The organism is Sphaerisporangium sp. NPDC049002 (genome assembly GCF_040649355.1).
Lineage (GTDB): Bacteria > Actinomycetota > Actinomycetes > Streptosporangiales > Streptosporangiaceae > Sphaerisporangium.
This window is the reverse complement of sequence record NZ_JBEZFH010000110.1, coordinates 1-23623: the sequence shown is the minus strand read 5'-3', so window position 1 is coordinate 23623 and position 23623 is coordinate 1. Positions and strand designations below refer to the sequence as shown.

Sequence of the window (23623 nt, the reverse complement as noted above, 5' to 3'; positions counted from 1 at the left end):
TCACTGTGACCCGCAACGGCCGCCCCTACGTCGTCGTGGTCTCCATCGCCGAATGGGAGGCCACTCAGGAAACCCTCTCGGCGACGTGGTCGTGCTCGACCGCGACCTGCCGAAGATCCACGGCGACGAGGTCTGCCGGCGGCTCGTGGCGCAGCGCACGGCCACGCGCATCCTGATGCTGACCGCCTCGGGCGAGGTGGACGACAAGGTCGAGGGCCTGGAGCTGGGCGCCGACGACTACCTCGCCAAGCCGTTCGCCTTCATGGAGCTCGTGGCGCGCGTACGGGCGCTCGGCCGCAGGTCCGCCCCGGCGCTGCCGCCGGTGCTGGAGCGCGCCGGGATCCGCCTCGACCCGGGCAAGCGCCTGGTGACCAGGGAGGACAACGAGATCGCGCTCACCAAGAAGGAGTTCGCCGTCCTTGAGGAGCTGATGCGCGCCGAGGGGGCCGTGGTCAGCCAGGAGGACCTGCTCGACAAGGCGTGGGACGAGAACATCGACCCGTTCACCAATGTGGTGAGGGTCACGATGATGACCCTGCGCAAGAAGCTGGGCGACCCGGCGGTGATCGAGACCGTGCCAGGAGTGGGATACAAGCTGTGAGCGCGGAACGCGACCAGGCGGCCGGACGGCCGACCTTCTCCTCGCCCCAGCCGATGATCGTTCCACCCGGCGCCTCCGCTCCGGCGGAGGAGGCGGAGGAGCTCACCGGTCCCGGTGGCGGGCCGGCCCCGCGGTCCTCGTCCGGCTTAAAGGGCTCCGCGAGCTCCCACTCGCTCGCGCCGAGCGCCCCGCGAGCGGCGGCGAGCCCTCCGGCGAGCGCCTGGACGAGCGAGCAGCCCACCGTCGAGAGCTCGCGCAAGCTGTTCCGGCCGAAGTCGGCGCCGCCGCCGCCGAGCGGGCCGCCCGCGTGGGACGGCCCGCCTCCCGTCGCGCCCTCCCCGGTCACGCACGACCTGATCGCCCGGGTGCGGCAGGTGTCCGGGCGTATGAGCATCCGGGTGCGGCTGACGCTCACCTACGGCGCCCTGTTCTTCGCGGCAGGAGCGCTCCTGGTCTTCGTGATCTACTCCTTCGTCGGCAAGGCCATCTACGACTCCTGGCCTCCGCTGCCGTTCAACCTCGACGACCTGCCCGCGGGCCTCGTGGGCTCGATCCAGGACCGGTGGGACGCGTTCCGGCACGACACCATCGCCGCCGCGCGCGCCCAGTTGCTGGCCCGGTCGCTGCTGGCGCTCGGCGGGGTGGGCATCCTGGCCCTGCTGTTCGGGTACTTCGTCGCCGACCGCGCGCTGCGGCCGATCCAGAAGATGACCACCACGGCCCGGCGGCTGTCGGAGACCTCGCTCGCCCACGAGCGCATCGACCTGCGGGGCCCCGACGACGAGATCAAGGAGCTGGCCGACACCTTCGACGCCATGCTCACCCGCCTCAACCGCGCCTTCGACGCGCAGCGGCGGTTCGTCGACAACGCCTCCCACGAGCTGCGCACCCCGCTGGCGATCAACCGCACCGTGCTGGAGGTCGCCCTCGGCGATCCCCAGGCCTCCGAGGACCTGCGGGTGCTCGGCCGCACGCTCCTCGGGACCAACGCCAGGAACGAGCACCTGATCGAGGGCCTGCTGCTGCTCGCCCGTAGCGAACGCGAGCTCGCGGTGCGCAAGCCCGTCGACCTCCGCGACGTCGGGCAGGCGGTCGTCGAGCAGCACGCGTCCTTCGCCGAGGAGACCAAGGTCATCGTGCACACCGACCTTCGTACCGCGCCCACCATGGGCGACCCGGTGCTGGTGGAGCGGCTGGTGGCCAACCTCGTGGAGAATGCGATCAAGCACAACCTTCCCGAGTCCGGTGAGGTCTGGCTGCGAACGGGAATGGTGGACGGCACTCCCGTTGTTCAGGTGGCCAACACCGGGCCGCACGTGCCCGCGTACGAGGTGGACGACCTGTTCGAGCCGTTCAGGCGCCTCAACTCCGACCGCGTGGAATCGGCGCGCGGCGCGGGGCTCGGGCTGTCCATCGTGCGCGCGGTGGTCCGCGCCCATCAGGGGACCGTCAAGGCGGTGCCACGGGAAGGCGGGGGGCTCGTGATGACGGTGCGACTTCCGGCGGGTTGATACGGCGGGGGGCGTCTCGTTCACGCCAGACATGTGGTTGGATGTGCCGTCGAACACGATGGGTCCTGTGGCCAATGCTTAGGTTTTCGCCATATTTGGCTAACCGGGTGGCGAAGGCGGCAAGGCCCTCACGTGTAAGGAGGTTCGTCGACCGTTCTCACGGGGTACCGATTGCAAAATTCCCCGGGAGAGACGGGCACAAGATGGACCGCCCAGACGTTACAGACGCGCGACGCGCAAGCCATAGATGAGGGGGATGAATACGCAAATGGCCACCGATTACGACAGCCCGCGCAAGACCGACGACGACTTGAGTGAGGACAGCCTCCAGGAGCTCCAGGCCCGGCGGACCGACAAGTCCTCGGGGAGCATCGACATCGACGAGACCGATCTCGCCGAGTCGCTTGAGCTCCCGGGCGCCGATCTGTCGAACGAGGAGCTGTCGCTCAGGGTGATCCCCAGGCAGGCGGACGAGTTCACATGCTCGCGCTGCTTCCTGGTGCATCACCGCAGTCAGCTTGCCTCTGACAAGGGCGGGCAGCAGATCTGCCGCGAATGTGCCGCCTGAGACCATGGGAGGGTCCGTGACATCAGGAGCGGATCGATCATCGCAGGACGAGCCCGGACGGCCCCCGTCGCCCGGATCGGAGACCGAGGCCAACGCCGAGGTGGCCGAGCTGGTCGGGAAGCTGTCCGACGCGGGTGACATGGATGGGGCCGAGCGGCGACGGCTGCTCGGCCGCCTCAGCACGGCGCTGGTCACCGCCAGGAAGAAGGCGCGTGCGTCCGGCGCCGGCCGGGGGAGATGGCTCGCGGACATCTTCGCCTCCATAGCGCCGCGCCTTCCCATCAGGGATCTCGCGGCACTGCAGGACCATCACTACGGTCTCACCGGCGACCAGCTCGCCGACGATCTGGTCCGCACCGCCAGCAAGGCCACGATGGCGGTCGGGGCGATCGGCGGAGCCCTGGCGGCCGCGGAGTTCGCGGCGCCGCCGCTCCTGCTCTCCGCGCCCGCCCAGCTCGTGGCCGAGACCCTCGTGGTCGCCGCGATCGAGGTCAAGCTCCTCGCGGAGCTGCACGAGGTGTACGGGGTGCAGGTGCAGGGCTCGGGAGCCCAGCGGGCCATGGCCTTCACGGTCGCCTGGTCCAAACAGCGGGGCGTCGACCCCCTGTCGCCCGCCTCGGTGCAACTGGCGCTCGGGGCCGCCGCGAAGGCGGGGTTACGTAAGCGGCTGCTGCGCACCATGGGCCGCCATCTGACCACGTTGGGCCCGTTCCTGACCGGCGCCGTCGCCGGAGGCGCGCTCAACAGGCTCGCGACCAAGCGGCTCGCCGAGACGGTGCGCGCCGACCTGCGCCGCCAGCGGGCACTGCCACCCCCCTGACCCCCTTCCTCCCCTTCCCTCACACCCCCGTGGGTGATTCATCCGGTTCGATGGGCCTGGTAGGGCACCGCGCCGGAATCGCGCGTACTCCATAGCCGGAGGCCCTGTACAGGGTGCCGCGTCCCATTTCGTAAGGTGGTCCTAAACCGATCACGAGGGAGGACGTGTGCGCAGCTCATTCCTGATCGTCGCGAACCGGTTGCCTGTGGACAGGACCATCACAGCCGACGGCACAGCGTCATGGCGGCGCAGTCCCGGAGGGCTGGTGACGGCGATCGCGCCCGTGATGCAGCGCCGTGACGGCGCGTGGCTGGGCTGGCATGGGGCTCCCGGCGAGGAGCTCAAGCCCTTCGAGCACGACGGCATGAACCTCATCCCCGTACCCCTCTCCGCCAACGAGGTCGAGCTCTACTACGAGGGCTTCTCCAACGCGACCCTGTGGCCCCTCTACCACGACGTCGTCGCCACGCCGATCTACTCCCGGGTGCTCTGGGACGCCTACCGCGCGGTCAACGAGCGGTTCGCGCGGGCCGCCGCCGACATCGCCGCCGAGAACGCCGTCGTCTGGGTGCAGGACTACCAGCTCCAGCTCGTCCCCTCGATGCTGAGGGCGCTCCGCCCCGACCTGAAGATCGGGTTCTTCCTCCACATCCCCTTCCCTCCCGCCGAGCTGTTCTGGCAGCTCCCGTGGCGCCGCGAGATCCTCGAAGGCCTGCTCGGCGCCGACCTGGTCGGCTTCCAGCGTCCCGGCGGCGCGTCCAACTTCATCCGGCTCTGCCGCCGCCAGCTCGGCCTGCAGAACCAGCGCTCGGAGATCATCGTCGGCGACCGCACGGTGCGCGCCGAGGCGTTCCCCATCTCGGTCGACTTCGGCGAGCTGGACAACCTCGTCCGCGAACCGCACATCCTCGCCCGCGCCAAGGAGATCCGCGCCGAGCTGGGGGAGCCCGAGCACGTCATGCTCGGCGTCGACCGGCTCGACTACACCAAGGGCATCGGCCAGCGCCTGAAGGCGTTCGGGGAGCTGCTGGCGGACAAGACCATCAGCCCGGGGGAGGCGGTGTTCGTCCAGATCGCCACCCCGAGCCGGGAACGCGTCGAGGAGTACCGCCACCTGCGCGACGAGATCGAGCTGCGCGTCGGGCGGATCAACGGGCAGCACGGTGTGCTCGGCGTCCCGCCGGTGAACTACTTCCACCAGTCCTACGACCGCGACGAGCTGGCCGCCCTCTACTGCGCGGCCGACGTCATGGTGGTGACCCCGCTGCGTGACGGCATGAACCTCGTCGCCAAGGAGTACGTCGCCTGCCGCCACGACCTGCGGGGCGCGCTGGTGCTCAGCGAGTTCGCCGGGGCGGCCGACGAGCTGAAGCACGCCTTCCTCGTCAACCCATGGGACGTGGAGGGGCTGAAGCGGCAGATGGTCGCCGCCATGCGGGCCACGCCCCACGAGCTGTCACGCCGGATGCGCTCCATGCGCCGCCGGGTGGCCACCTACGACGTCGACAGGTGGGCCGGGGAGTTCCTCGCCGCCCTCGAACGCTGACCCCCGTACGACCCTCGCCGTCGCCGGTCACGAAACCGTGGCCGGCACGGCAGGGGAACGGCCCCGGAGGGCCGGCCCGGGCTACGACTTGACGGCCCGCCCGACCTGGTCGGGGATGGCCTTCCACGCCTGGTACCGCTTGTGCGCGGTGCGGGTGGCCACGATGCGGGCGACCTCCATGCCGACGCCCAGCACCACGGCGAAGCCGATCGCCTCGGCGAGGCCGGTCTCCAGCGAGTTGGGGTCGGCCGGGGGCTTCTTGCCCGTGGTCTTCTGCCAGCCGAACTCGATGGCCTTGCGGGCGCCGTATCCCACGCCGAGCGCCACCACCGCGCCGATCAGCCGCCAGGCCATGTCCGGCTTCTCGACGTCATTCGATTTGGCCATGACTTCTCCCCTCGTCGATCTAGCTGAACCCTAGTCTCTCGTGCCGGTCGGCACCGCGACGCCATACCATAAGGCGCCATGACCGAACAGCGACTGCGCCATACCACCGTTCCCGACAAGCCGTCTCTCGATGGGCTTGAGTCGGTATGGGTAGGCCGCTGGGACGCCGAGGGCACCTACCGGTTCGACCGGTCGAAGACGCGGGACGAGATCTACTCGATCGACACGCCCCCGCCCACCGTGTCCGGATCCCTGCACGTCGGCCATGTCTTCTCCTACACCCACACCGACACGATCGCCCGCTTCCAGCGCATGCGCGGTCGTGAGGTCTTCTACCCCATGGGCTGGGACGACAACGGGCTGCCCACCGAGCGGCGCGTGCAGAACCACTTCGGCGTGCGCTGTGACCCCTCCCTTCCGTACGACCCCGCGTTCGAGCCCCCCGCGAAACCCGACCCCAAGCGCCAGGTGAGCGTCTCGCGGCGCACCTTCATCGAGCTGTGCGAGCGGCTCACCCAGGAGGACGAGAAGGCATTCGAGGAGCTCTGGCGCCACCTTGGGCTCTCGGTCGACTGGTCGCTCACCTACGCGACGATCGACGACGCCTCCCGCGCCGCCTCACAACGCGGGTTCCTGCGCAACCTGGCGCGCGGGGAGGCCTACGTCGCCGAGGGCCCCACGCTGTGGGACGTCACCTTCCGCACGGCCGTCGCCCAGGCCGAGCTGGAGGACCGCGAGTGGCCGGGGGCCTTCCACCGCATCCGGTTCGGCGGGGTCCCCGGCACCGGTCACGCCGACGGCGTCCACATCGAGACCACCAGGCCTGAGCTGATCCCGGCCTGCGTCGCCCTGGTCGCCCATCCCGACGACGAGCGCTACCAGCCGCTGTTCGGCAAGACCGTGCGCACCCCGATCTTCGGCGTCCACGTGCCCGTCCTGGCCCACCGCCTCGCCGAGCGCGACAAGGGCTCGGGTATCGCCATGATCTGCACCTTCGGCGACGTCACCGACGTCATCTGGTGGCGCGAGCTCGACCTGCCGACCCGGCCGGTCATCGGGTGGGACGGGCGCCTGCTGCCCGACGCGCCCGAGGGCGTCCCCGCCGGGCCGTACGCCGAGCTGGCGGGCAGGACCGCGCACAGCGCCCGCGAGCGCATCGTCGAGATGCTCGCCGAGTCGGGCGAGCTGGAGGGCGAGCCCAAGAAGATCTCCCGCCCGGTCAAGTTCTACGAGAAGGGCGACCGGCCGCTGGAGATCGTCACGACCCGCCAGTGGTACATCCGCAACGGCGGGCGCGACCCCGAGCTGCGGCAGGCGCTGCTTTCACGCGGCGGGGAGCTGTCGTGGCACCCGCCGCACATGCGCGTCCGCTACGAGAACTGGGTCCAGGGCCTCGCGGGCGACTGGCTGATCTCCCGGCAGCGGTTCTTCGGCGTCCCCATCCCCGTCTGGTACCCCCTGGACTCCATGGGCGAGCCGATCTACGACGCGCCCATCGCGGCCCGCGAGGAGGCGCTGCCGGTCGACCCGTCGAGCGATGTGCCGCCCGGGTACGCCGAGGACCAGCGGGGCAAGCCCTTCGGATTCGCCGCCGACCCCGACGTCATGGACACCTGGGCGACGTCCTCCCTGTCCCCGCAGATCATCGGCGGCTGGGAGCGCGACGCCGACCTGTTCGGGCGGGTGTTCCCGATGGACCTCCGGCCGCAGGCACACGAGATCATCCGCACCTGGCTGTTCTCCTCGGTGGTCAGGGCTCACCTGGAGAGCGGCGTCTCCCCCTGGCGGCACGCGGCGATCTCCGGGTGGATCCTCGACCCCGACCGCAAGAAGATGTCGAAGTCCAAGGGCAACGTCGTCACGCCCATGGGCCTGCTCCAGGAGTACGGCTCCGACGCGGTCCGCTACTGGGCGGCCGGGGGGCGTCCCGGCACGGACACGGCCTTCGACACCGGCCAGATCAAGGTCGGGCGGCGCCTGGCCATCAAGATCCTCAACGCCTCGAAGTTCGTGCTCGGCCTCGGCGAGGCGGGCGAGGCCAGCGAGGCGGGCGGCGAGATCACCGAGGCGCTCGACAGGTCGATGCTCGCGCGGCTCGCCGGGGTCGTGGAGGACGCGACGGCGGCGTTCGAGTCCTACGACTACACCCGGGCCCTGGAGGGCGCCGAGAGGTTCTTCTGGGAGTTCTGCGACGACTACCTGGAGCTCGTCAAGGCCCGCGCGTACGGATCCGACGGGGGAGCGCACTCGGCGCGCGCGGCGTTGCGGCGGGCGCTCGACGTGATGCTGCGGCTGTTCGCGCCGTTCCTCCCGTTCGTGACCGAGGAGGTCTGGTCGTGGTGGCGGCCCGGATCCGTCCACCGCGCGGCCTGGCCGGCCGCCGAGCTCGCCGGCTTCGCGTCCTCCGGCGACCCGGCGGTCCTGCCGGCGGTGTCGCAGGTGCTCGGCGAGATCCGCAAGGCCAAGTCCTCGGCCAGGCTCTCCATGCGGGCCGAGGTGGCGCTGCTCAGCGTGGCCGGCTCGGCGGTCGAGCTGGTGCGCCACGGGCAGGACGACCTGTGCGCGGCGGGCGCGGTCGACGAGTTCGTCCTCGCGCCGCAGGACGGCGACCTGAGGGTGGAGGTCACGCTCGCCGGGGCGGCCCCCGCCTGAGCACGCCCCCACCCGCCGGGGCGGCCTCCGCCCGGGTACGGCCGCACGCCTTCTCCCCGTTTCCCCGCAGGCACGGACAGATCGCCCGGAGGGGAAATGGGGAGAAAGCAGGCCAGTGCTTGAACCCGACCGTAACCTGTGCGCGTTCGGCCGCCTGACGTGCCAGTCTGGAGAGGTGCTCGCGGAAAGGGAGACCGAGGAACGGAGCGTGCCGCCGGCTCTGTCGGCGATGGCGGCGTGGAGCTGGCGCCTCATCGTCATCGGCGTGGTGATCTATTTCTCCGCCCAGATCATCGTCCGTCTCAGCTTCGTGGCGCTGCCGGTGGCGATCGCCCTGCTGCTGACCGCCCTGCTGTTCCCGCTCACCGACCGCCTGCGCGGGGCGGGCCTGCGTCCCATCTGGGCGACGTGGATCACGATGCTCTTCGCGTTCGCCATCATCGGCGGCCTCGGCTTCATCATCGGCACGCGGGCGAACGACGAGTTCCCCGGGCTGGTCGAGCAGGTCCAGAAGACCGCCCGCGACGTGCAGGGCTGGCTGCTGACCGGTCCGCTGCACCTCAAGGAGGCCCAGCTCACCGACATGGTGGGAGAGGTCGCCAAGCAGATCAACGAGCAGCGCAGCCAGATCACCAGCACCCTGCTGTCGACGGCGGCCGTCTTCATCGAGGTGCTCGCGTCCATCGTCCTGCTGTTGTTCATCACGTTCTTCATGCTCAAGGACGGCGACCGCATCTGGGCGTGGTTCCTGCGCGGCTTCGGCTCCCACGCCCCCCGCGTAGACCGGGCGGGGCGGGCCGCGTGGCACACCCTCTCGCAGTACATCCACGGCACCGTCATCGTGGCCGCGATCCACGGTCTGATCATCGGCATCGTGCTGTTCGGCATGGGGGTGCCGCTCTGGGCGCCGCTCGCCGTGCTGATCTTCTTCGCCAGCTTCATCCCGATCGTCGGCATCTTCTTCGCCGGAGGCCTCGCCGCGCTGGTGACGCTCGGGGCCAAGGGGCCGGTGTTCGCCCTGGTCTTCATCGGCATCCTGCTGGTCGAGCAGCAGCTGGAGAACCACGTGCTCCAGCCCCTGATCGTCGGGCGGGCCGTGAAGTTCCACCCGCTCGCGATCATCCTGGTGCTGGCCATCGGAGGCATCCTCGGCGGCATCGCCGGCGCGGCGATAGCGGTTCCGGTCGCGGCCGTGGTCTACCGGGCGCTGCCGGAGCTGCGCAGGCGGCCACCCGAGCTGCCGCCCGCGGCCCCGCACGAGCCCGCCCCCGAATCCCCTCCCGCCCCCGAGCCCCCCGCTGACCAGGTGCCTGGCGCGGGAGAGGACATGTCGCCGCAGCGCAGCGGGTAAGGTCTCGGTTCGTGACTCCTTGCACACCCGTTCCGCCCCGGTCGTCCCGAGGGCGTACCTTGAGGCTGAGGGCCGCCTCCGCGAGCCCGGAAGGCCGTTCGCCGGTGCGAACCCCCGGGTGCGCGTCCCGCGGTCCCGCGGGCCGGGTCACACCGTCAGCAGGGCGCGGCTCCACTACCACGAGGTGAATCCATGATCGAGGTGCTGATCCAGCGACTCGACCCCGAGCTGCCGCTTCCGTCGTACGCCCATCCGGGCGACGCGGGAGCGGACCTCCACGCCGCCGAGGACGTCGAGCTGCTGCCGGGCGAGCGGGCCGTTGTGGGCACCGGCGTGGCGATCGCGCTGCCCGACGGGTACGCCGCCTTCGTGCACCCGCGCTCCGGGCTCGCGGCCAAGTTCGGGGTCACGCTGGTCAACGCCCCCGGCACGGTCGACGCCGGCTACCGGGGCGAGATCAGGGTGACGTTGCTCAACACCGACACCAAGGATGTCGTGCGGCTCAGGCGCGGTGACCGGATCGCCCAGCTCGTCGTCCAGCGGGTGGAGAAGGCAGCTTTCTACGAGGTGGAGCGGCTCCCCGGGTCGGCGCGCGGCGCCGGCGGGTTCGGCTCCACCGGTCGATAAGTCGATAAGGAGTGTGAACGAAGTGTTCCGACGCCGCCGTCATGCGGAAGAACAGGAGTCGGCACCGGTCGCCGAGAACGCGCCGGTCTCCGACCGCGAGTCGGGACCGTGGGACGCCGACGAGCCCCATCCCGAGAGCGAGCGGGTCGACCTGGGCGGCATGCGGCTGCCCATCGGCCCCGGGTTCGAGGTCCAGCTGAACGTCGCCGGAGACCAGATCGTCGGCGCCGTGGTGCTGGTCAACGAGAGCGCCCTCCAGGTGCACGCCTTCGCGGCCCCCAAGAGGAGCGGCATCTGGGACGAGGTCCGCGCCGAGCTGACCCGTGAGCTGACCGCCGCCGGTGGGAGCTGCGAGGAGCGGCAGGGCCCCTTCGGCCCCGAGCTCGCCGCCGAGATCCAGCAGGACGGCGCCAAGCAGCCCGTCCGGTTCGTCGGCGTCGACGGTCCCCGCTGGTTCCTGCGGGGTGTCCTCAGCGGCCGTGCCATCGCCGATCCCGAGGCGGGCAAGGTTCTTGAGGACGTCATCCGCGACATCGTGGTGGTGCGCGGAGACCAGCCCATGGCCCCCAAAGAGCCCATCGAGCTGCGGCTGCCCGCCGAGGCCCGGCAGGCCGTCGAGCAGCAGGCGACCGAGGAGGGCAGGGCGGGCCTCAACCCGTTCGAGCGTGGGCCTGAGATCACCGAGGTCCGCTGACGTAAGCTGCGGTCAGGATCGTATGGGGCTCCCGAGGAGTTGAACGAGAAATGAGCACGGCAGAGCCCGTCAAACGCGGGCTGCGCGGTTTCTTCCGGCGGCTGACGACCAGCCAGGCCGAGCTGGAGGCCGCGGAGCTCCAGGAGGACCTCGACCGTTACGGCGCGACGCCCATCGCCTCGTGCGGACAGCGGAGGAGGTTCTGCGTGGCGGGCACTCTCCGCACGGTGACGTTGCGGCCCCGGGGCGGAGTCCCCTCCCTGGAGGCCGAGCTGTACGACGGATCCGATGTGGTCGACCTGGTCTGGCTGGGCCGCCGCAAGATCGTCGGTATCGAGCCGGGCCGGGTGGTGCGGGCCGAGGGCCTGGTCAGCATCCAGGACGGCCGCAAGGTGATGTTCAACCCCCGCTACGAGCTGCGCCCAGCGAGCGGCCAGTGACCACGGTTCCGCCAGGCGAGGAGACCAATGATCATGCAGTGGCGAGACGGCGTGACGACGGCGGGCGCGGCGCGCCGGCGGGGAGCGCGCCCGTGAGCGCGGGGGCCACGACCGTCCAGGACGAGGTCGCGCACGAGACCGTCGAGAGCGCCATCCGCGCCCAGCTCGCCAAGGCGCTCGGCGGCGTTCGGGGCGTCATCGAGGCGGCCGTCCCGACGGTGGTCTTCACGATCACGTGGATCTCCACCGAGCAGCTCAAGGTCTCGCTCATGGTCAGCATCGGCGTGGCCGTGCTGCTCCTGCTCGTACGGCTCGCGCAGCGGACCACGCCGCAGTTCGTGATCAACAGCCTCATCGGCATCGGCATCGGCGCGGTCTTCGCCAGCCGCTCGGGGGACGCCAAGGACGTCTTCCTGCCCGGCATCCTCTACAACGGGGGCTACGCCGCCGTGATGGTGCTGTCGATCGTCGTCCGGTGGCCGGTCGTGGGGTTCCTCATCGGCTCGGTGACCGGCGATCCGACCGGCTGGCGGCAGAACCCCGGCATCGTCCGGCTCTGCTCGCGGCTGACGTGGCTGCTGATCCTGCCGTGCCTGCTGCGGGTGGTCGTGCAGCTCCCGCTCTACTGGGCCGATCAGGTGGCCGCCCTCTTGGTGGCGAAGGTCGCGCTGGGCTGGCCCGTGCAGGTCGCGGCGCTCGGCGCCATGGTCTGGGTGCTCGCCCGGGGGAGGACCCCCATCACGCCGGACACGCCTGGCGCGAGCGCCTGAAAGAAGGCGAACACGACGGCGCCGGGGCCCCTCAGGGACCCCGGCGCTTCCGCGTCCGTACTCAGGGGGCGAGAAGGTGGGCGAGCTCCTCCTCGACCTCCTGGCTGGCCACGAACAGCAGCTCGTCGCCGGCCTCCAGGGGGTCGTCGTCGGAGGGCACCAGCACCCGGCCCTCGCGAAGGATCGCGACCAGGGCCGAATCCTGCGGCCACGGCACAGAACCGGCCCGCTGGCCGACCACCGGGGCGTCCTCGGGAAGCGTGAGCTCCACCAGGTTGGCCTGGCCCTGCCGGAACGTCATCAGCCGCACCAGGTCGCCGACGCTGACGGCCTCCTCGACCAGGGCCGAGAGCAGGCGCGGGGTGGAGACCGCGACGTCCACGCCCCACGACTCGTTGAACAGCCACTCGTTCTTCGGGTGGTTGATGCGGGCCACCACGCGCGGGACGCCGTACTCGGTCTTGGCCAGCAGCGAGACGACCAGGTTGACCTTGTCGTCGCCGCTCGCGGCGATCATCACGTGACAGTTGTTGAGCCCGGCCTCGTCGAGCGAGGAGATCTCGCACGCGTCGGCGAGCAGCCACTCGGCCCGGGGCACACTGTCGATCTTGATGGCCCTGGGGTCGACGTCGATGAGCAGGACCTCGTGGCCGTTCTCCAGCAGTTCCGCCGCGATGGACCGGCCTACCGCCCCCGCGCCCGCGATCGTGACGCGCATCAGTTGGACTCCTCCTCGGGCGCCGCGGACAGCACCTTGTTGATCCGGTCCATGTCGTTGTCACCGGCGATCATGTGGAGGATGTCGCCCTCCTGGAGCACCGTCTCCCCCTTGGGCAGCAGGGCCTCGCCCATGCGGTTGAGGAAGGCGACGCGGGCGCCCGCGGCCTCCTCCAGCTTGCGGGTGCGGCTGCCGATCCAGCCGGAGTGGTAGGCGACCTCGGCCAGTATGACCACGCCGGTCGGGTCGCGCCAGAGCGGCTCGGCGCCCTCGGGGAGCACCCGCCGCAGGATCTGGTCGGCCGTCCAGCGCACGGTCGCGACCGTGGGGATGCCCAGCCGCTGATAGACCTCGGCGCGCCGGGAGTCGTAGATGCGGGCGACGACGTTGTCGACGCCGAACGTCTCGCGCGCGACACGCGCGGAGATGATGTTCGAGTTGTCGCCGCTGCTCACCGCGACGTACGCGGCGGCCGACTCGATGCCGGCCTCCTCAAGGACGTCCCTGTCGAAGCCGATGCCGGTGACCCGGCGCCCGCGGAAGCCCGCTCGCAGGCGCCTGAACGCCTGCGGGTCCCTGTCGATGATGGCGACCGAGTGGCCGCTGTCCTCGAGGATGTGAGCGAGGGTCGAACCGACCCGGCCGCATCCCATGATGACGATATGCATGCTCCCCCGCCGTTGGCTTTGAGGCGGCAACTCCTGGACCTTATACAGCTACGAGAGCAAGTATGGCCGGTTCTGGCGGCATCATGTGAGGAGCACCTGACCTGAGGACTAGCATCGTCACTCGTGGTGAAGGTTGCAGATCTGGTCAAGCGACTACTCGTGGGGCGCGCGCTCCGAAGTGCCCAGGCACACGAGCAGTTGCTGCCAAAGCGCATCGCGCTGCCGGTGTTCGCCAGCGACGCTCTGTCATCGGTGGCGTACGCCCCGCAGGAGATCTTGATTACGCTCGGTATCGCCGGCCTCGCGGCCTACCACTTCACCCCCTGGATCGCCCTCGCGGTCGTGGTGATCCTTCTCACGGTGGTCGCGTCGTACCGGCAGAACGTCCGGGCCTACACCAGCGGCGGCGGTGACTTCGAGGTCGCGACCGAGAACCTCGGGTCCAACTACGGGCTGGTGGTCGCCAGCGCGCTCATGGTCGACTACGTGCTCACCGTGGCCGTCTCGGTTTCCTCGGGCGTGGAGAACCTCGGGGCGGCGCTGCCCTTCCTCGCCGACCACAAGGTCGCCGCGGCGGTGGCGATCGTCGCCGTGCTGACCGTGCTGAACCTGCGGGGCATCAGGGAGTCGGGCCTGGCGTTCGCCGTCCCCACCTACGCCTTCATGATCAGCGTGTTCGGCCTAATGATCTGGGGTGGCGTGCGGCTCGCGCTCGGCACCGACCTGAGGGCTCCCTCGGCCGACTACACGGTCACCGGTGAGAGCGTCGGCGTCGGCGGCTTCGCCCTGATCTTCCTGCTGCTGCGCGCGTTCTCCTCCGGCTGCGCCGCGCTGACCGGCGTGGAGGCCATCAGCAACGGCGTGCCGGCGTTCAGGAAGCCCAAGGGGAAGAACGCCGCGAACACCCTGCTGGCGCTGGGCGTGCTGGCCGCGACGATGTTCGCCGGCATCACCGCCCTGGCGTTCGTCACCGACGCCAAGTTCGCCGACCCCTCGCAGGGCAGTTCGCTCGTCGACAAGACGGGCCACGTGGTCGCCAACCCCGGTCCCGTGATCGCCCAGGTCGCGCAGACCGTCTTCAGCAACTTCACCCCGGCCTTCTACGTCATCACGGCCATGACGGCGCTGATCCTCGTGCTGGCCGCCAACACCGCCTTCAACGGCTTCCCGGTGCTGGCGTCGGTGCTCGCCCAGAACCGCTACCTGCCCCGCCAGCTCCACACGCGCGGCGACCGGCTGGCCTTCAGCAACGGCATCGTCATCCTCGCGACCATGGCGGGGCTGCTGATCTACGCCTTCGAGGCCGAGACCACCCGCCTGGTCCAGCTCTACATCGTCGGCGTCTTCGTGTCGTTCACGATCAGCCAGGTCGGCATGGTCCGGCACTGGAACCGCCTGCTCCGCACCGAGACCGACGCCAAGAAGCGCGCGCAGATGCTGCGGTCGCGGGTGATCAACGCGTTCGGCGCCACGGTGACCGGCCTGGTGCTGGTCGTGGTGCTGGTCACGAAGTTCACCCACGGGGCCTGGATCGCCTGTGCCGCCATGGCCGTGCTGTTCGTGATGATGCGCGGCATCCGGCGCCACTACGACAACGTGGCGGCCGAGCTGGTCGTCCCGGACGACATGCAGACCGACGAGTCGATGCTCCCCGCCAGGAACCACGCCATCGTGCTCCTGTCCAAGATCCACAAGCCGACGCTCCGGGCTCTCGCGTACGCCAGGGCCACCCGTCCCTCGACGCTGGAGGCCATCAGCGTCGGCGTCGACACCGACGAGGCCAGGCAGCTCCAGCTCGACTGGGAGGAGCGCGGCATCCCGGTGCCGCTCAAGATCCTCGACTCGCCCTACCGGGAGATCACCCGCCCGGTGCTCGAATACGTCAAGAGCCTGCGCCGCCGTTCCCCCCGCGACGTCGTCACCGTCTTCATCCCCGAGTATGTCGTCGGCCACTGGTGGGAACACCTGCTTCACAACCAGAGCGCGCTGCGGCTGAAGGGCCGCCTGCTCTTCCAGCCCGGCGTGATGGTCACCAGCGTGCCGTGGCAGCTCGCGTCCTCCGACCGGCTCAGGGGCCGGCCGGAGTCGTTCGCCCCGGGCTCGGTACGCCGGCCGTACGCTGTGGCACGTAAGGATGACCAGGTCAAAAATTGAGCGGGGGGACCGAGGTGCCGATCGAACTGAACGTGGAGCGCGTCGCCAACGGTGGATGGTGTGTCGCCAGACACGATGGCCGGGTGGTCTTCGTCCGCCACGCTCTGCCCGGCGAGCGCGTCCTGGCCGAGGTGACCGAGGAGACGACGCGCTTCCTGCGGGCCGACGCGGTCGAGATCCTCGACCCGTCCCCCGACCGGGTCACGCCGCCGTGCCCGTTCGCCGGGCCGGGCCGGTGCGGCGGCTGCGACTGGCAGCACGCCACCCTTCCCGCCCAGCGCCGCTTCAAGGCCGAGGTCGTCACCGAGCAGCTTCAACGGCTCGCCGGCATCGAGATGAAGGTCGACGTCGAGGAGCTCCCCGGCTCCCCGGACGGCCTGGGCTGGCGCACCCGCGTCCAGTTCGCCGTCACCCCCGACGGCGTGCCCGGCCTGCGCCGCCACCGCTCCCACGAGATCGAGCCGGTCGACGCCTGCCTCATCGCCCACCCCGAGGTCGAGCGCATGGGCGCCGAGCGCAGGAACTGGCGGGGCGCCTCCAGCGTGGAGGCGATCGCGACGTCCACGGGGGAGCGGGCCGCCGTGGTCTCCCCGAAGCCCCACCGTACGGTCGCGGTGCCCGATCTGGACGCGGACGCCTACGTCCTCGTCGACGAGGGCCGGGGGCACGCGCGGGCCGTACGGGGCCGTACGGCGCTCACCGAGCGGGTCGGCGACCGCGATTTCCAGGTCACCGGCAGCGGCTTCTGGCAGGTGCATCCCGGGGCCCCCGCCACGCTTCTCGACGCGGTCCTGGAGTTCGCCGCCGTACGTCCAGGCGACTGGGCGCTCGACCTCTACTGCGGCGTCGGGCTGTTCGCGGCCGGGCTCGCCGAGGCGGTCGGGCCTGAGGGCGCGGTCCTCGGCATCGAGTTCGAGGCGCGAGCGGTGCAGGACGCCCGTCACAACCTGCGCGACCTTCCGCAGGCGCGCATCGAGCGGGGCCGGGTGGAGGACGCCCTCGACCGGCTCGGGGTCGAACGGGCCGACGTGGTCGTGGTCGACCCGCCGCGCACCGGGCTCGGCCGTGAGGTGGTCCACCGCGTCGCAGGCCTGGACGCCGCCCGCGTCGTCTACGTCTCCTGCGACCCGGCCACCCTGGCGCGCGACCTCGCCTGGTTCGCCGAACGCGGCTACCCCACGGTCGACATCCGCGTCTTCGACGCCTTCCCGATGACCCACCACGTCGAGACCGTCGTCCTCCTCACCAAGGACGTGATCTGACCGGCCCGAGGCGTCGGCGCCCGTCCTCGCCTTCGGCTCGGGCCGTGCTTCCTCCCCTGGGCCGGGCCCGTCGGCCGTCGGCTCTGGGACGATCGTCTCCATGAGACCTCAGGAGGACGACGTGACGGCGAACTCCCGGACGGAGCCACAGGCCCAGGCGCATGCGGACGCGGTCGACGCCTTCATCGCCGCGGCCAACTCCGACGACCCGGCGCGGCGGGCCGATCTGCTCAGCCGCGCGCTCGCACCGGGCGTGGTGTTCTGGGGCCCGATCGGCCGCGGCGTCGGGCGCGGCGCGGTGGAGGACTTCATCACCGAAGTGGTGCAGAGCTATCGGGCGGGCGGGTGCCGGCTGGTGCGTACGACCTCGGTCGACGCGCCGCACGAGTGGGGCCGGTTCGGCTGGCGCTTCGAGGCGGCCGACGGCGGCACCGTGCTGTCGGGCACCGACATGGTGCACCTCACGGCCGCCGGTGACATCGACGAGATCGTGGTCTTCGCCGGGCCGCTGCGGCCTGGGGATCTTTAGGCGGCGGCCGGGACGTCTACGCCGGCGAGTTCGAGTTCGGCCTCGACCTCATCCTCGACGGCCTGGAGAGAGCCCGCCACACCTGACCACCGGCGGTCCTGGCCTCCCGCTCAGGCAAGCGGTGCTCGATGAGCTGGTGGGTTTTGCATGCATTTGACCTGCGGTTTCTTATCATTCCGGCATGTCGCGATGGGTAGGGGGCAACGGGTACGAGGTCGAGCCGATCAGGCTCGACGGCCGGACGCGGCTGCGGGTCCGCCAGCACGGGATCGTGGTCGCCTACTGCCGGTCGGTGGCCGAGGTCGCTAAGTACGTCGACCTGGACGAGCTCGTCGAGCTCGTCAGCCTGCCCTCCGCGGCGGCCCGCCGTCGCGGGTGACGATCAGGGCGACCTCCGCGAAGCGGTGACGATCGCCCGATCCGCCGCATCGCGCCCGTCACGGGTGCGACGGTCAGCCGGCGAGCTGGGGCGGGTCCCCTTCGCGGGTGACGTCGGGTCCGCGAGCCGGGAACGGTTCGGGCTCGCGGACGATGTCCTCTGGGGACTTGTCGTCGCGCAGGCCACGCCAGGACGGGTGACGGAGCCTTCCGTCACCCGTCCACTCCGCGTACTGCACCTCGCCCACCAGCACCGGCTCCACCCAGCGGGCGTCCCTGGCCTGCTCGCGCGGCACCGGGGCGTCGAACGGCGGGGTGTCCCGCGCCAGCGGGGCGAGGACCGCGCCCAGCTCCCTGAGCGTCTCCTCGGTGAACCCGGTGCCGACGTTGCCCGCGTAGACGAGCCGGCCGCCCTCGTGGACGCCGAGGAGCAGAGAGCCGATCGTCGACGACCGCCGGCCCCGCCCCGGCGCCCAGCCCCCGATCACGACCTCCTGCGCCCGGAAGTTCTTGACCTTGGTCCACTCCGGGGATCTCCTGCCCGGCCGGTACGGCGACCGCAGCCGCTTGGAGACGATCCCCTCCATGCCGAGCCGGCGGCTCAGCCCGAGGGCGTGGGTGCCGTCGTCGCGGAACCAGGCCGGCACCTGCCAGCGGGCCCCCGCCGACACGATGTCCTCAAGCAGCTCCCTGCGCCGCACGTACGGAAGGGCTATGACGGGCTCGGTGCCGATGTGCAGGATGTCGAACAGCATGTACGTCACCGGGATGCTCTGGGCGAGCTTGCGCACGCGCTCCTCGCGCCGCTGGTGCATGCGGGGCTGGAGCGCCGAGAAGCTCGGGCGGCCCGCCTCGTCGAAGGCGACGATCTCCCCGTCGAGCACGACATCGTGCCCGCCGACCGCGCCCGCCAGCGCGTACAGCTCGGGGTAGGCGACCGTGACCTCCTTGCCGCTGCGGGAGATGAGCCTCAGGGCGGAGTTCTCGATGTACGCGAGGGCGCGCACGCCGTCCCACTTCATCTCGTGGCCCCAGGCGTCGTCCTCGCCCGGCGCTGGGAGCGGTCCCAGCTGGGCGAGCATCGGTGTGTAGGCAGGAAGTCCTCCCATGGGCGCTTTCTTACCCACTGCAGAGATACCTGCGAACCCCTGCACCACCCCGAAGATTGATTCTGCAGTGACGGGATAATGAGTCGTATGAGATTAAGGATCTTCACCGAGCCCCAGCAGGGGGCCGGCTACGAGGACCAGCTCCAGGTGGCGCGGGCCGCCGAGCGCCTCGGATATGACGCGTTCTTCCGTTCCGACCACTACCTTCGCATGGACGACGGCGACCCAGGACCCGGCCCGACCGACTCCTGGGTGACGCTCGGCGCGCTCGCGCGCGAGACCGAGACCATCCGCCTCGGCACGCTGGTCACGGCCGCGACCTTCCGGCTGCCCGGACCGCTGGCGATCAGCGTCGCGCAGGTCGACCAGATGAGCGGGGGGCGCGTGGAGTTCGGCTTCGGCACGGGCTGGTTCGACGCGGAGCACAAGGCGTACGGCATCCCGTTCCCGCCGCTCGGGGAGCGTTTCGCGCGCTTCGAGGAGCAGCTGGAGATCGTCACCGGGCTGTGGACCACCAAGCCGGGCGACACGTACTCCTTCGAGGGCGCGTACTACCGGCTCGCCGACTCCCCGGCGCTGCCCAAGCCCGCCCAGGACCCACGCCCGCCGGTGATCATCGGCGGTACGGGCGCCAAGCGGACGCCCCGCATCGCCGCGAAGTTCGCCGACGAGTACAACGTGCCCTTCGCCGGCCTGGACGAGACCGCCGCCGCGTACGTCCGGGTGCGGGAGGCGTGCGAGGCGGCCGGCCGCTACTCGATCGTCATGTCGGCCGCGCAGGTCGTGTGCGTCGGCCGCGACGAGGCCGAGATCGCCCGCCGGGCGGCGGCGATCGGCCGCGAGGTCTCCGAGCTGCGGGAGAACGGCCTCGCGGGCACGCCGGAGGAGGTCCTGGACAAGATCGGCACGTTCGCCGGGGCCGGCACCGAGCGGCTGTACCTTCAGGTGCTCGACCTGTCGGATATCGACCACCTGGAGCTGATCGCGGCGGAGATCATGCCGCACATCTGATCCTGGCGCCCCCGGGCGAGGGCGGTGGGCCCGGCCGGACGGCGGGGCCGCCAAACCGGTGGCCCGTGCGGTGGCCTATAGGGAAAAATCGGGCAGCGTGCTCCTGACCATCTCGACGACCACGCGGCCGGCCACCGATCTCGGCTTCCTGCTCCACAAGCACCCGGACCGCGTCCAGGAGTTCGGGCAGTCGTTCGGCGTGGCCCGGGTGTTCTACCCCGAGGCCACCGAGGAACGCTGTACGGCCGCGCTCATGGTCGAGGTGGACCCCATCCGGCTGGTGCGCTCGCGCGGCACATCCTCGCCCGGCTTCAGCCTGGGCCAGTACGTCAACGACCGCCCGTACGCGGCCTCCTCGATGCTGGCCGTCGCGCTCGCGGACGTCTTCAGGACGGCCCGCGCGGGGCACTGCGCCGCCAGGCCCGAGCTGGCGGCCGGGCCGATCGAGCTGGAGATCACGGTGCCCGCGCTGCCCTGCCGGGGCGGCCCGGAGCTCGCGCGGCGGCTGTTCGAGCCGCTCGGCTGGCAGGTGGAGGCGCAGGCGGTCCCGCTCGACGACGGGTTCCCCGAGTGGGGCGATTCGAGGTACGTGCGGCTCGTGCTGCGCGGGCCGGTGAGGCTGGCGGACGCCCTCAACCAGCTCTACGTCATGTTCCCGGTGCTCGACGACGCCAAGCACTACTGGCTGGCCTCCGACGAGGTCGACAAGCTGATCCGCGCGGGGGAGGGCTGGCTGGCGTCCCACCCGGAGCGCGGGCGGATCACGCGCCGCTACCTCGGCCGCCGCAGGAGCCTGACGAACACCGCCTTCGCCCGCCTGGCCGAGCTGGGCGACGACGTCGAGGAGGACCTGGAGCCTCCCATCGAGGAGGAGACCGCCGACCCGCCCACACCCGCCGACCCGCCCACACCCGCCGACCCTGTCGCGACAGCCGAGCCGCCCGCGCCCGCCGACCCCGCCGCGAGCGCGGAGGCGGAGTCCGACCGGTCCGCCCGCACGCCGCTCAACCTGCTGCGCAGGGAGGCGGTGGTCGAGGTGCTCACCGAGGCGCGGGCGCGTACGGTCATCGACCTCGGCTGCGGCTCCGGCGGGCTCGTCGGCGAACTGCTGGGGAACCCCGGGTTCGCCAGGGTCACCGGCGTGGACGTCTCGGCGCGTGCGCTCGCCGTGGCCGCGCGCCGCCTCAAGCTCGACCGGATGCCCGAAGCGCGGCGGGCCCGCCTGCACCTGTTCCAGGGCGCGCTCACCTACACCGACGAGCGGTTCGCCGGGTACGACGCGGCCGTGCTGATGGAGGTCGTGGAGCACGTCGACCCGCCCCGCCTGGCCGCACTGGAGCGCGTGGTCTTCGGCACCGCGAGGCCGGGCCTCGTGGTCGTGACGACGCCCAACAGCGAGTACAACGTCCGGTACGAGTTCCTGACCGGCATGCGCCACCCGGACCACCGGTTCGAGTGGACGCGCGCGGAGTTCGCCGCGTGGGCCGGGAGGGTCTGCGAGGAGTACGGCTACCGCGTGACGTACCGGCCGGTCGGCGGGGACGATCCAGAGGTCGGGCCGCCGACCCAGATGGGGGTGTTCGGCCGTGGCTGAGATCAGCGTGCCCAGGATGTCGCTCGTCCTGCTGGTGGGCGTGTCGGGAAGCGGCAAGTCGACGTTCGCCCGCAGGCACTTCCAGCCGACCCAGGTGATCTCCTCCGACTTCTGCCGGGGCCTGGTCGCCGACGACGAGAACGACCAGGAGTCGACCCCGGACGCCTTCGACGTCCTGCACTACATCGTCGGCACCCGGCTGCGCCGGGGGCTGTTCACCGTCGTGGACGCCACCAACGTCCAGTGGGAGGCCCGCAAGAAGCTCGTCGAGCTGGCGAAGAGCCACGACGTGCTCGTGGACGCGATCGTGCTGGACGTGCCCGAGGAGGTCGCGGTCGCCCGCAACGCCCTGCGTCCCGACAGGGACTTCGGCGCCCATGTGATCACCCGGCAGCGCAAGGACCTGCGGCGGTCGCTGTCCAAGATCTCCAGGGACGGCTTCCGGCGGGTGCACGTGCTCCGGGGCGAGGCCGTCGACGACGTCGCGATCACCTACGAGAAGGCCTGGACGGACCGGCGCGAGCTGACCGGTCCCTTCGACATCATCGGGGACGTTCACGGCTGCCGCTCGGAGCTGGAGACGCTGCTCACCGAGCTCGGATGGAAGCTCCACCGCGACGACGCGGGACGGCCCGTCGGGGCCGGGCACCCCGAGGGCAGGACCGCGGTCTTCGTCGGCGACCTCGTCGACCGCGGCCCCGACTCGCCCGGCGTCCTGCGGCTGGTCATGGGCATGGTGGCGGCGGGGACGGCGCTGTGCGTGTCCGGCAACCACGAGCAGAAGCTCGTACGGGCGCTGAACGGCCGCAAGGTCACGATCGCGCACGGGCTGGAGCGGTCTTTGGAGCAGCTCGGCCGCGAGCCGGAGGAGTTCCGTGAGGCGGCCAAGGCCTTCATGGACGGCCTGATCAGCCACTACCAGCTCGACGGAGGCGCCCTCGTGGTGGCCCACGCCGGGTTGAAGGAGGCCTACCACGGCCGCGCCTCAGGCCGGGTGCGCTCCTTCGCGCTCTACGGCGACACGACCGGGGAGACCGACGAGTACGGCCTGCCGGTGCGGTACCCGTGGGCCAAGGACTACCGGGGCCGCGCCATGGTCGTGTACGGCCACACGCCGGTCCCCGAGCCCGAGTGGGTCAACAACACGATCTGCCTGGACACCGGCTGCGTGTTCGGCGGGACGCTGACCGCCCTGCGCTACCCCGCGCGCGAGCTGGTCTCGGTCCCGGCCGAGCAGGTCTGGTACGAGCCCGCCCGCCCGATCGCCCCGGCCGCCCGGCGCGATCCCGGGCTGCTGGACATCGGCGACGTCCAGGGCACCCGGTACGTGGAGGTCCGCACCGGCGGCAAGATCAAGATCCGGGAGGAGAACTCCGCCGCCGCGCTGGAGATCATGAGCCGGTTCGCGGTCGACCCTCGCTGGCTGGTCTACCTGCCGCCGACCATGGCCCCGCCGCAGACCTCGTCGCTGGAGGGCCACCTGGAGCACCCCGCCGAGGCGTTCGAGGAGTTCCACAGGGCCGGGGTCACCGAGGTCGTGTGCGAGGAGAAGCACATGGGATCGCGGGCCGTCGTCGTGCTGACCCGCACCCCGGAGGCCGCCGCGGCGCGGTTCGGGGTGACCGACGGCACCTGCGGGACCGTGCACACCCGTACGGGCCGCCCGTTCTTCGACGAGCCCGCCCTGACGGCCGGGCTGGTCGACGGGCTGCGGGCGGCGGTGTCGGAGGCCGGGCTCTGGGAGGAGCTCGGCACCGAGTGGATGGTCCTCGACGCCGAGCTGCTGCCCTGGTCGGCGAAGGCCGGCGGCCTGATCCGGGAGCAGTACGCGTCGGTCGGGGCGGCGGCCCGCGCGGCCCTGCCCGAGGCGGTGGCGGCCCTGGAGGCGGCGGCCGGGCGCGGTCTGGACGTGGACGATCTTCTGGGTCGCACCCGGCGCCGCCTCGGCCACGCCGCCCGGTTCAGGGACGCCTACGCGCGGTACTGCTGGCCGGTTTCGGGTCTATCCGGCGTACGGCTGGCGCCGTTCCAGATCCTCGCGGTGGAGGGACGGGCGACGGCGGGGGAGGAGCCGCACTCATGGCACCTCGCGAGGCTGGAGCGCCTGAGGTCCGGCCTGATCACCCCGACCAGGCACGATCGCCCCTCCACGGGACGGGGCCAGATGATCGGGAACTGTGTCGCCGCCGGTCAGCCGGTGAAGGACCCGGGGCAGAAGCGGCCCCACGCGATG

21 protein-coding genes and 1 pseudogene are annotated in these 23623 nt (G+C 71.2%); 18 read left to right on the top strand and 4 right to left on the bottom strand.

Going from position 1 to position 23623, the window contains the following annotated elements:
• Positions 1-82: 82 nt before the first annotated feature.
• The 5 genes and pseudogenes from AB0B89_RS21730 to AB0B89_RS21710 form a co-directional block, all read left to right on the top strand.
• A pseudogene (locus AB0B89_RS21730) lies at positions 83-601 on the top strand (response regulator transcription factor); the annotation flags it as partial.
• Entirely contained in the window at positions 598-2112 is a 1515-nt protein-coding gene (locus AB0B89_RS21725) for a HAMP domain-containing sensor histidine kinase (RefSeq protein ID WP_358555588.1), read from the top strand. The pseudogene AB0B89_RS21730 and the gene AB0B89_RS21725, both read left to right, overlap by 4 nt.
• 268 nt (positions 2113-2380) lie before the next feature.
• A complete protein-coding gene (locus AB0B89_RS21720) occupies positions 2381-2680 on the top strand; it encodes a DUF4193 domain-containing protein (protein WP_114029376.1) in 300 nt (99 codons plus the stop codon).
• Between the two features lie 16 nt (positions 2681-2696).
• Positions 2697-3500 (top strand): hypothetical protein, encoded by an 804-nt coding sequence (locus AB0B89_RS21715; protein ID WP_358555585.1) that lies wholly within the window; start codon positions 2697-2699, stop codon positions 3498-3500.
• 166 nt (positions 3501-3666) lie between these two features.
• Positions 3667-5046, top strand: coding sequence for a trehalose-6-phosphate synthase (locus tag AB0B89_RS21710; protein WP_358555582.1), 1380 nt, complete (start codon positions 3667-3669; stop codon positions 5044-5046).
• 81 nt (positions 5047-5127) lie between these two features.
• Here AB0B89_RS21710 and AB0B89_RS21705 read toward each other — a convergent pair whose 3' ends face one another.
• Positions 5128-5433 (bottom strand): DUF4235 domain-containing protein, encoded by a 306-nt coding sequence (locus tag AB0B89_RS21705; RefSeq protein WP_358555579.1) that lies wholly within the window; start codon positions 5431-5433, stop codon positions 5128-5130.
• A gap of 78 nt (positions 5434-5511) precedes the next feature.
• Between AB0B89_RS21705 and valS the strand changes: the two genes are divergently transcribed.
• The 6 genes from valS to AB0B89_RS21675 all read left to right on the top strand — a co-directional run bounded on the left by valS (position 5512) and on the right by AB0B89_RS21675 (position 11967).
• Positions 5512-8085 carry a valine--tRNA ligase gene (gene valS, locus AB0B89_RS21700; protein WP_358555576.1) on the top strand — a complete coding sequence of 858 codons (2574 nt, stop codon included), beginning with the start codon at positions 5512-5514 and terminating at the stop codon, positions 8083-8085.
• 115 nt (positions 8086-8200) lie between these two features.
• Entirely contained in the window at positions 8201-9436 is a 1236-nt protein-coding gene (locus AB0B89_RS21695; RefSeq protein ID WP_358555573.1) for an AI-2E family transporter, read from the top strand.
• A 192-nt stretch (positions 9437-9628) separates the two neighbouring features.
• Positions 9629-10063 (top strand): dUTP diphosphatase, encoded by a 435-nt coding sequence (dut, locus tag AB0B89_RS21690; protein ID WP_358555570.1) that lies wholly within the window; start codon positions 9629-9631, stop codon positions 10061-10063.
• A gap of 13 nt (positions 10064-10076) precedes the next feature.
• Positions 10077-10757, top strand: coding sequence for a DUF3710 domain-containing protein (locus tag AB0B89_RS21685; RefSeq protein ID WP_358555568.1), 681 nt, complete (start codon positions 10077-10079; stop codon positions 10755-10757).
• 50 nt (positions 10758-10807) lie between these two features.
• A complete protein-coding gene (locus AB0B89_RS21680) occupies positions 10808-11197 on the top strand; it encodes an OB-fold nucleic acid binding domain-containing protein (RefSeq protein WP_358555565.1) in 390 nt (129 codons plus the stop codon).
• 92 nt (positions 11198-11289) lie between these two features.
• Positions 11290-11967: a DUF3159 domain-containing protein gene (locus tag AB0B89_RS21675; protein ID WP_358555591.1), complete on the top strand. Its 678-nt coding sequence runs from the start codon at positions 11290-11292 to the stop codon at positions 11965-11967.
• 61 nt (positions 11968-12028) lie between these two features.
• Here AB0B89_RS21675 and AB0B89_RS21670 read toward each other — a convergent pair whose 3' ends face one another.
• Both AB0B89_RS21670 and AB0B89_RS21665 read right to left on the bottom strand, forming a co-directional pair.
• The gene (locus tag AB0B89_RS21670) at positions 12029-12685 is read right to left on the bottom strand and encodes a TrkA family potassium uptake protein (RefSeq protein WP_358555562.1); all 657 of its coding nucleotides are present in this window, start codon (positions 12683-12685) and stop codon (positions 12029-12031) included.
• On the bottom strand, positions 12685-13353 hold the full coding sequence (locus AB0B89_RS21665) for a TrkA family potassium uptake protein (RefSeq protein ID WP_358555559.1): 669 nt from the start codon (positions 13351-13353) through the stop codon (positions 12685-12687). Before AB0B89_RS21665 ends, AB0B89_RS21670 begins: the two co-directional genes overlap by 1 nt.
• 123 nt (positions 13354-13476) lie before the next feature.
• On the opposite strand from AB0B89_RS21665, the gene AB0B89_RS21660 reads away from it, so the two are divergent.
• From AB0B89_RS21660 to AB0B89_RS21645, 4 genes are all read left to right on the top strand, one after another.
• A complete protein-coding gene (locus AB0B89_RS21660) occupies positions 13477-15507 on the top strand; it encodes an APC family permease (RefSeq protein ID WP_358555556.1) in 2031 nt (676 codons plus the stop codon).
• A 14-nt stretch (positions 15508-15521) separates the two neighbouring features.
• Complete coding sequence (locus AB0B89_RS21655; protein ID WP_358555553.1) at positions 15522-16769, top strand: class I SAM-dependent RNA methyltransferase; 1248 nt, start codon at positions 15522-15524, stop codon at positions 16767-16769.
• 100 nt (positions 16770-16869) lie between these two features.
• Positions 16870-17298, top strand: coding sequence for a nuclear transport factor 2 family protein (locus AB0B89_RS21650; RefSeq protein ID WP_358555550.1), 429 nt, complete (start codon positions 16870-16872; stop codon positions 17296-17298).
• A 181-nt stretch (positions 17299-17479) separates the two neighbouring features.
• Complete coding sequence (locus AB0B89_RS21645; RefSeq protein ID WP_358555547.1) at positions 17480-17677, top strand: transposase; 198 nt, start codon at positions 17480-17482, stop codon at positions 17675-17677.
• A 73-nt stretch (positions 17678-17750) separates the two neighbouring features.
• Here the strand turns inward: AB0B89_RS21645 and ligD are convergent, their stop codons facing one another.
• The gene (gene ligD, locus AB0B89_RS21640; RefSeq protein WP_358555544.1) at positions 17751-18785 is read right to left on the bottom strand and encodes a non-homologous end-joining DNA ligase; all 1035 of its coding nucleotides are present in this window, start codon (positions 18783-18785) and stop codon (positions 17751-17753) included.
• A gap of 87 nt (positions 18786-18872) precedes the next feature.
• Between ligD and AB0B89_RS21635 the strand changes: the two genes are divergently transcribed.
• From AB0B89_RS21635 to AB0B89_RS21625, 3 genes are all read left to right on the top strand, one after another.
• Positions 18873-19796 (top strand): LLM class F420-dependent oxidoreductase, encoded by a 924-nt coding sequence (locus AB0B89_RS21635; RefSeq protein ID WP_358555541.1) that lies wholly within the window; start codon positions 18873-18875, stop codon positions 19794-19796.
• Between the two features lie 97 nt (positions 19797-19893).
• Entirely contained in the window at positions 19894-21390 is a 1497-nt protein-coding gene (locus AB0B89_RS21630) for a 3' terminal RNA ribose 2'-O-methyltransferase Hen1 (protein ID WP_358555538.1), read from the top strand.
• A partial coding sequence (locus AB0B89_RS21625) for a polynucleotide kinase-phosphatase (RefSeq protein WP_358555535.1) occupies positions 21383-23623 on the top strand: 2241 nt, incomplete at its 3' end. The genes AB0B89_RS21630 and AB0B89_RS21625, both read left to right, overlap by 8 nt.

Bases quoted from the DNA above. Each gene is read 5' to 3' on its own strand.
- AB0B89_RS21720 (WP_114029376.1), top strand. From the start codon at position 2,381: ATGGCCACCGATTACGACAGCCCGCGCAAGACCGACGACGACTTGAGT.
- AB0B89_RS21705 (WP_358555579.1), bottom strand. From the start codon at position 5,433: ATGGCCAAATCGAATGACGTCGAGAAGCCGGACATGGCCTGGCGGCTG.
- valS (WP_358555576.1), top strand. From the start codon at position 5,512: ATGACCGAACAGCGACTGCGCCATACCACCGTTCCCGACAAGCCGTCT.
- dut (WP_358555570.1), top strand. From the start codon at position 9,629: ATGATCGAGGTGCTGATCCAGCGACTCGACCCCGAGCTGCCGCTTCCG.
- AB0B89_RS21680 (WP_358555565.1), top strand. From the start codon at position 10,808: ATGAGCACGGCAGAGCCCGTCAAACGCGGGCTGCGCGGTTTCTTCCGG.
- AB0B89_RS21670 (WP_358555562.1), bottom strand. From the start codon at position 12,685: ATGCGCGTCACGATCGCGGGCGCGGGGGCGGTAGGCCGGTCCATCGCG.
- AB0B89_RS21665 (WP_358555559.1), bottom strand. From the start codon at position 13,353: ATGCATATCGTCATCATGGGATGCGGCCGGGTCGGTTCGACCCTCGCT.
- AB0B89_RS21650 (WP_358555550.1), top strand. From the start codon at position 16,870: ATGAGACCTCAGGAGGACGACGTGACGGCGAACTCCCGGACGGAGCCA.
- AB0B89_RS21645 (WP_358555547.1), top strand. From the start codon at position 17,480: ATGTCGCGATGGGTAGGGGGCAACGGGTACGAGGTCGAGCCGATCAGG.
- ligD (WP_358555544.1), bottom strand. From the start codon at position 18,785: ATGGGAGGACTTCCTGCCTACACACCGATGCTCGCCCAGCTGGGACCG.
- AB0B89_RS21635 (WP_358555541.1), top strand. From the start codon at position 18,873: ATGAGATTAAGGATCTTCACCGAGCCCCAGCAGGGGGCCGGCTACGAG.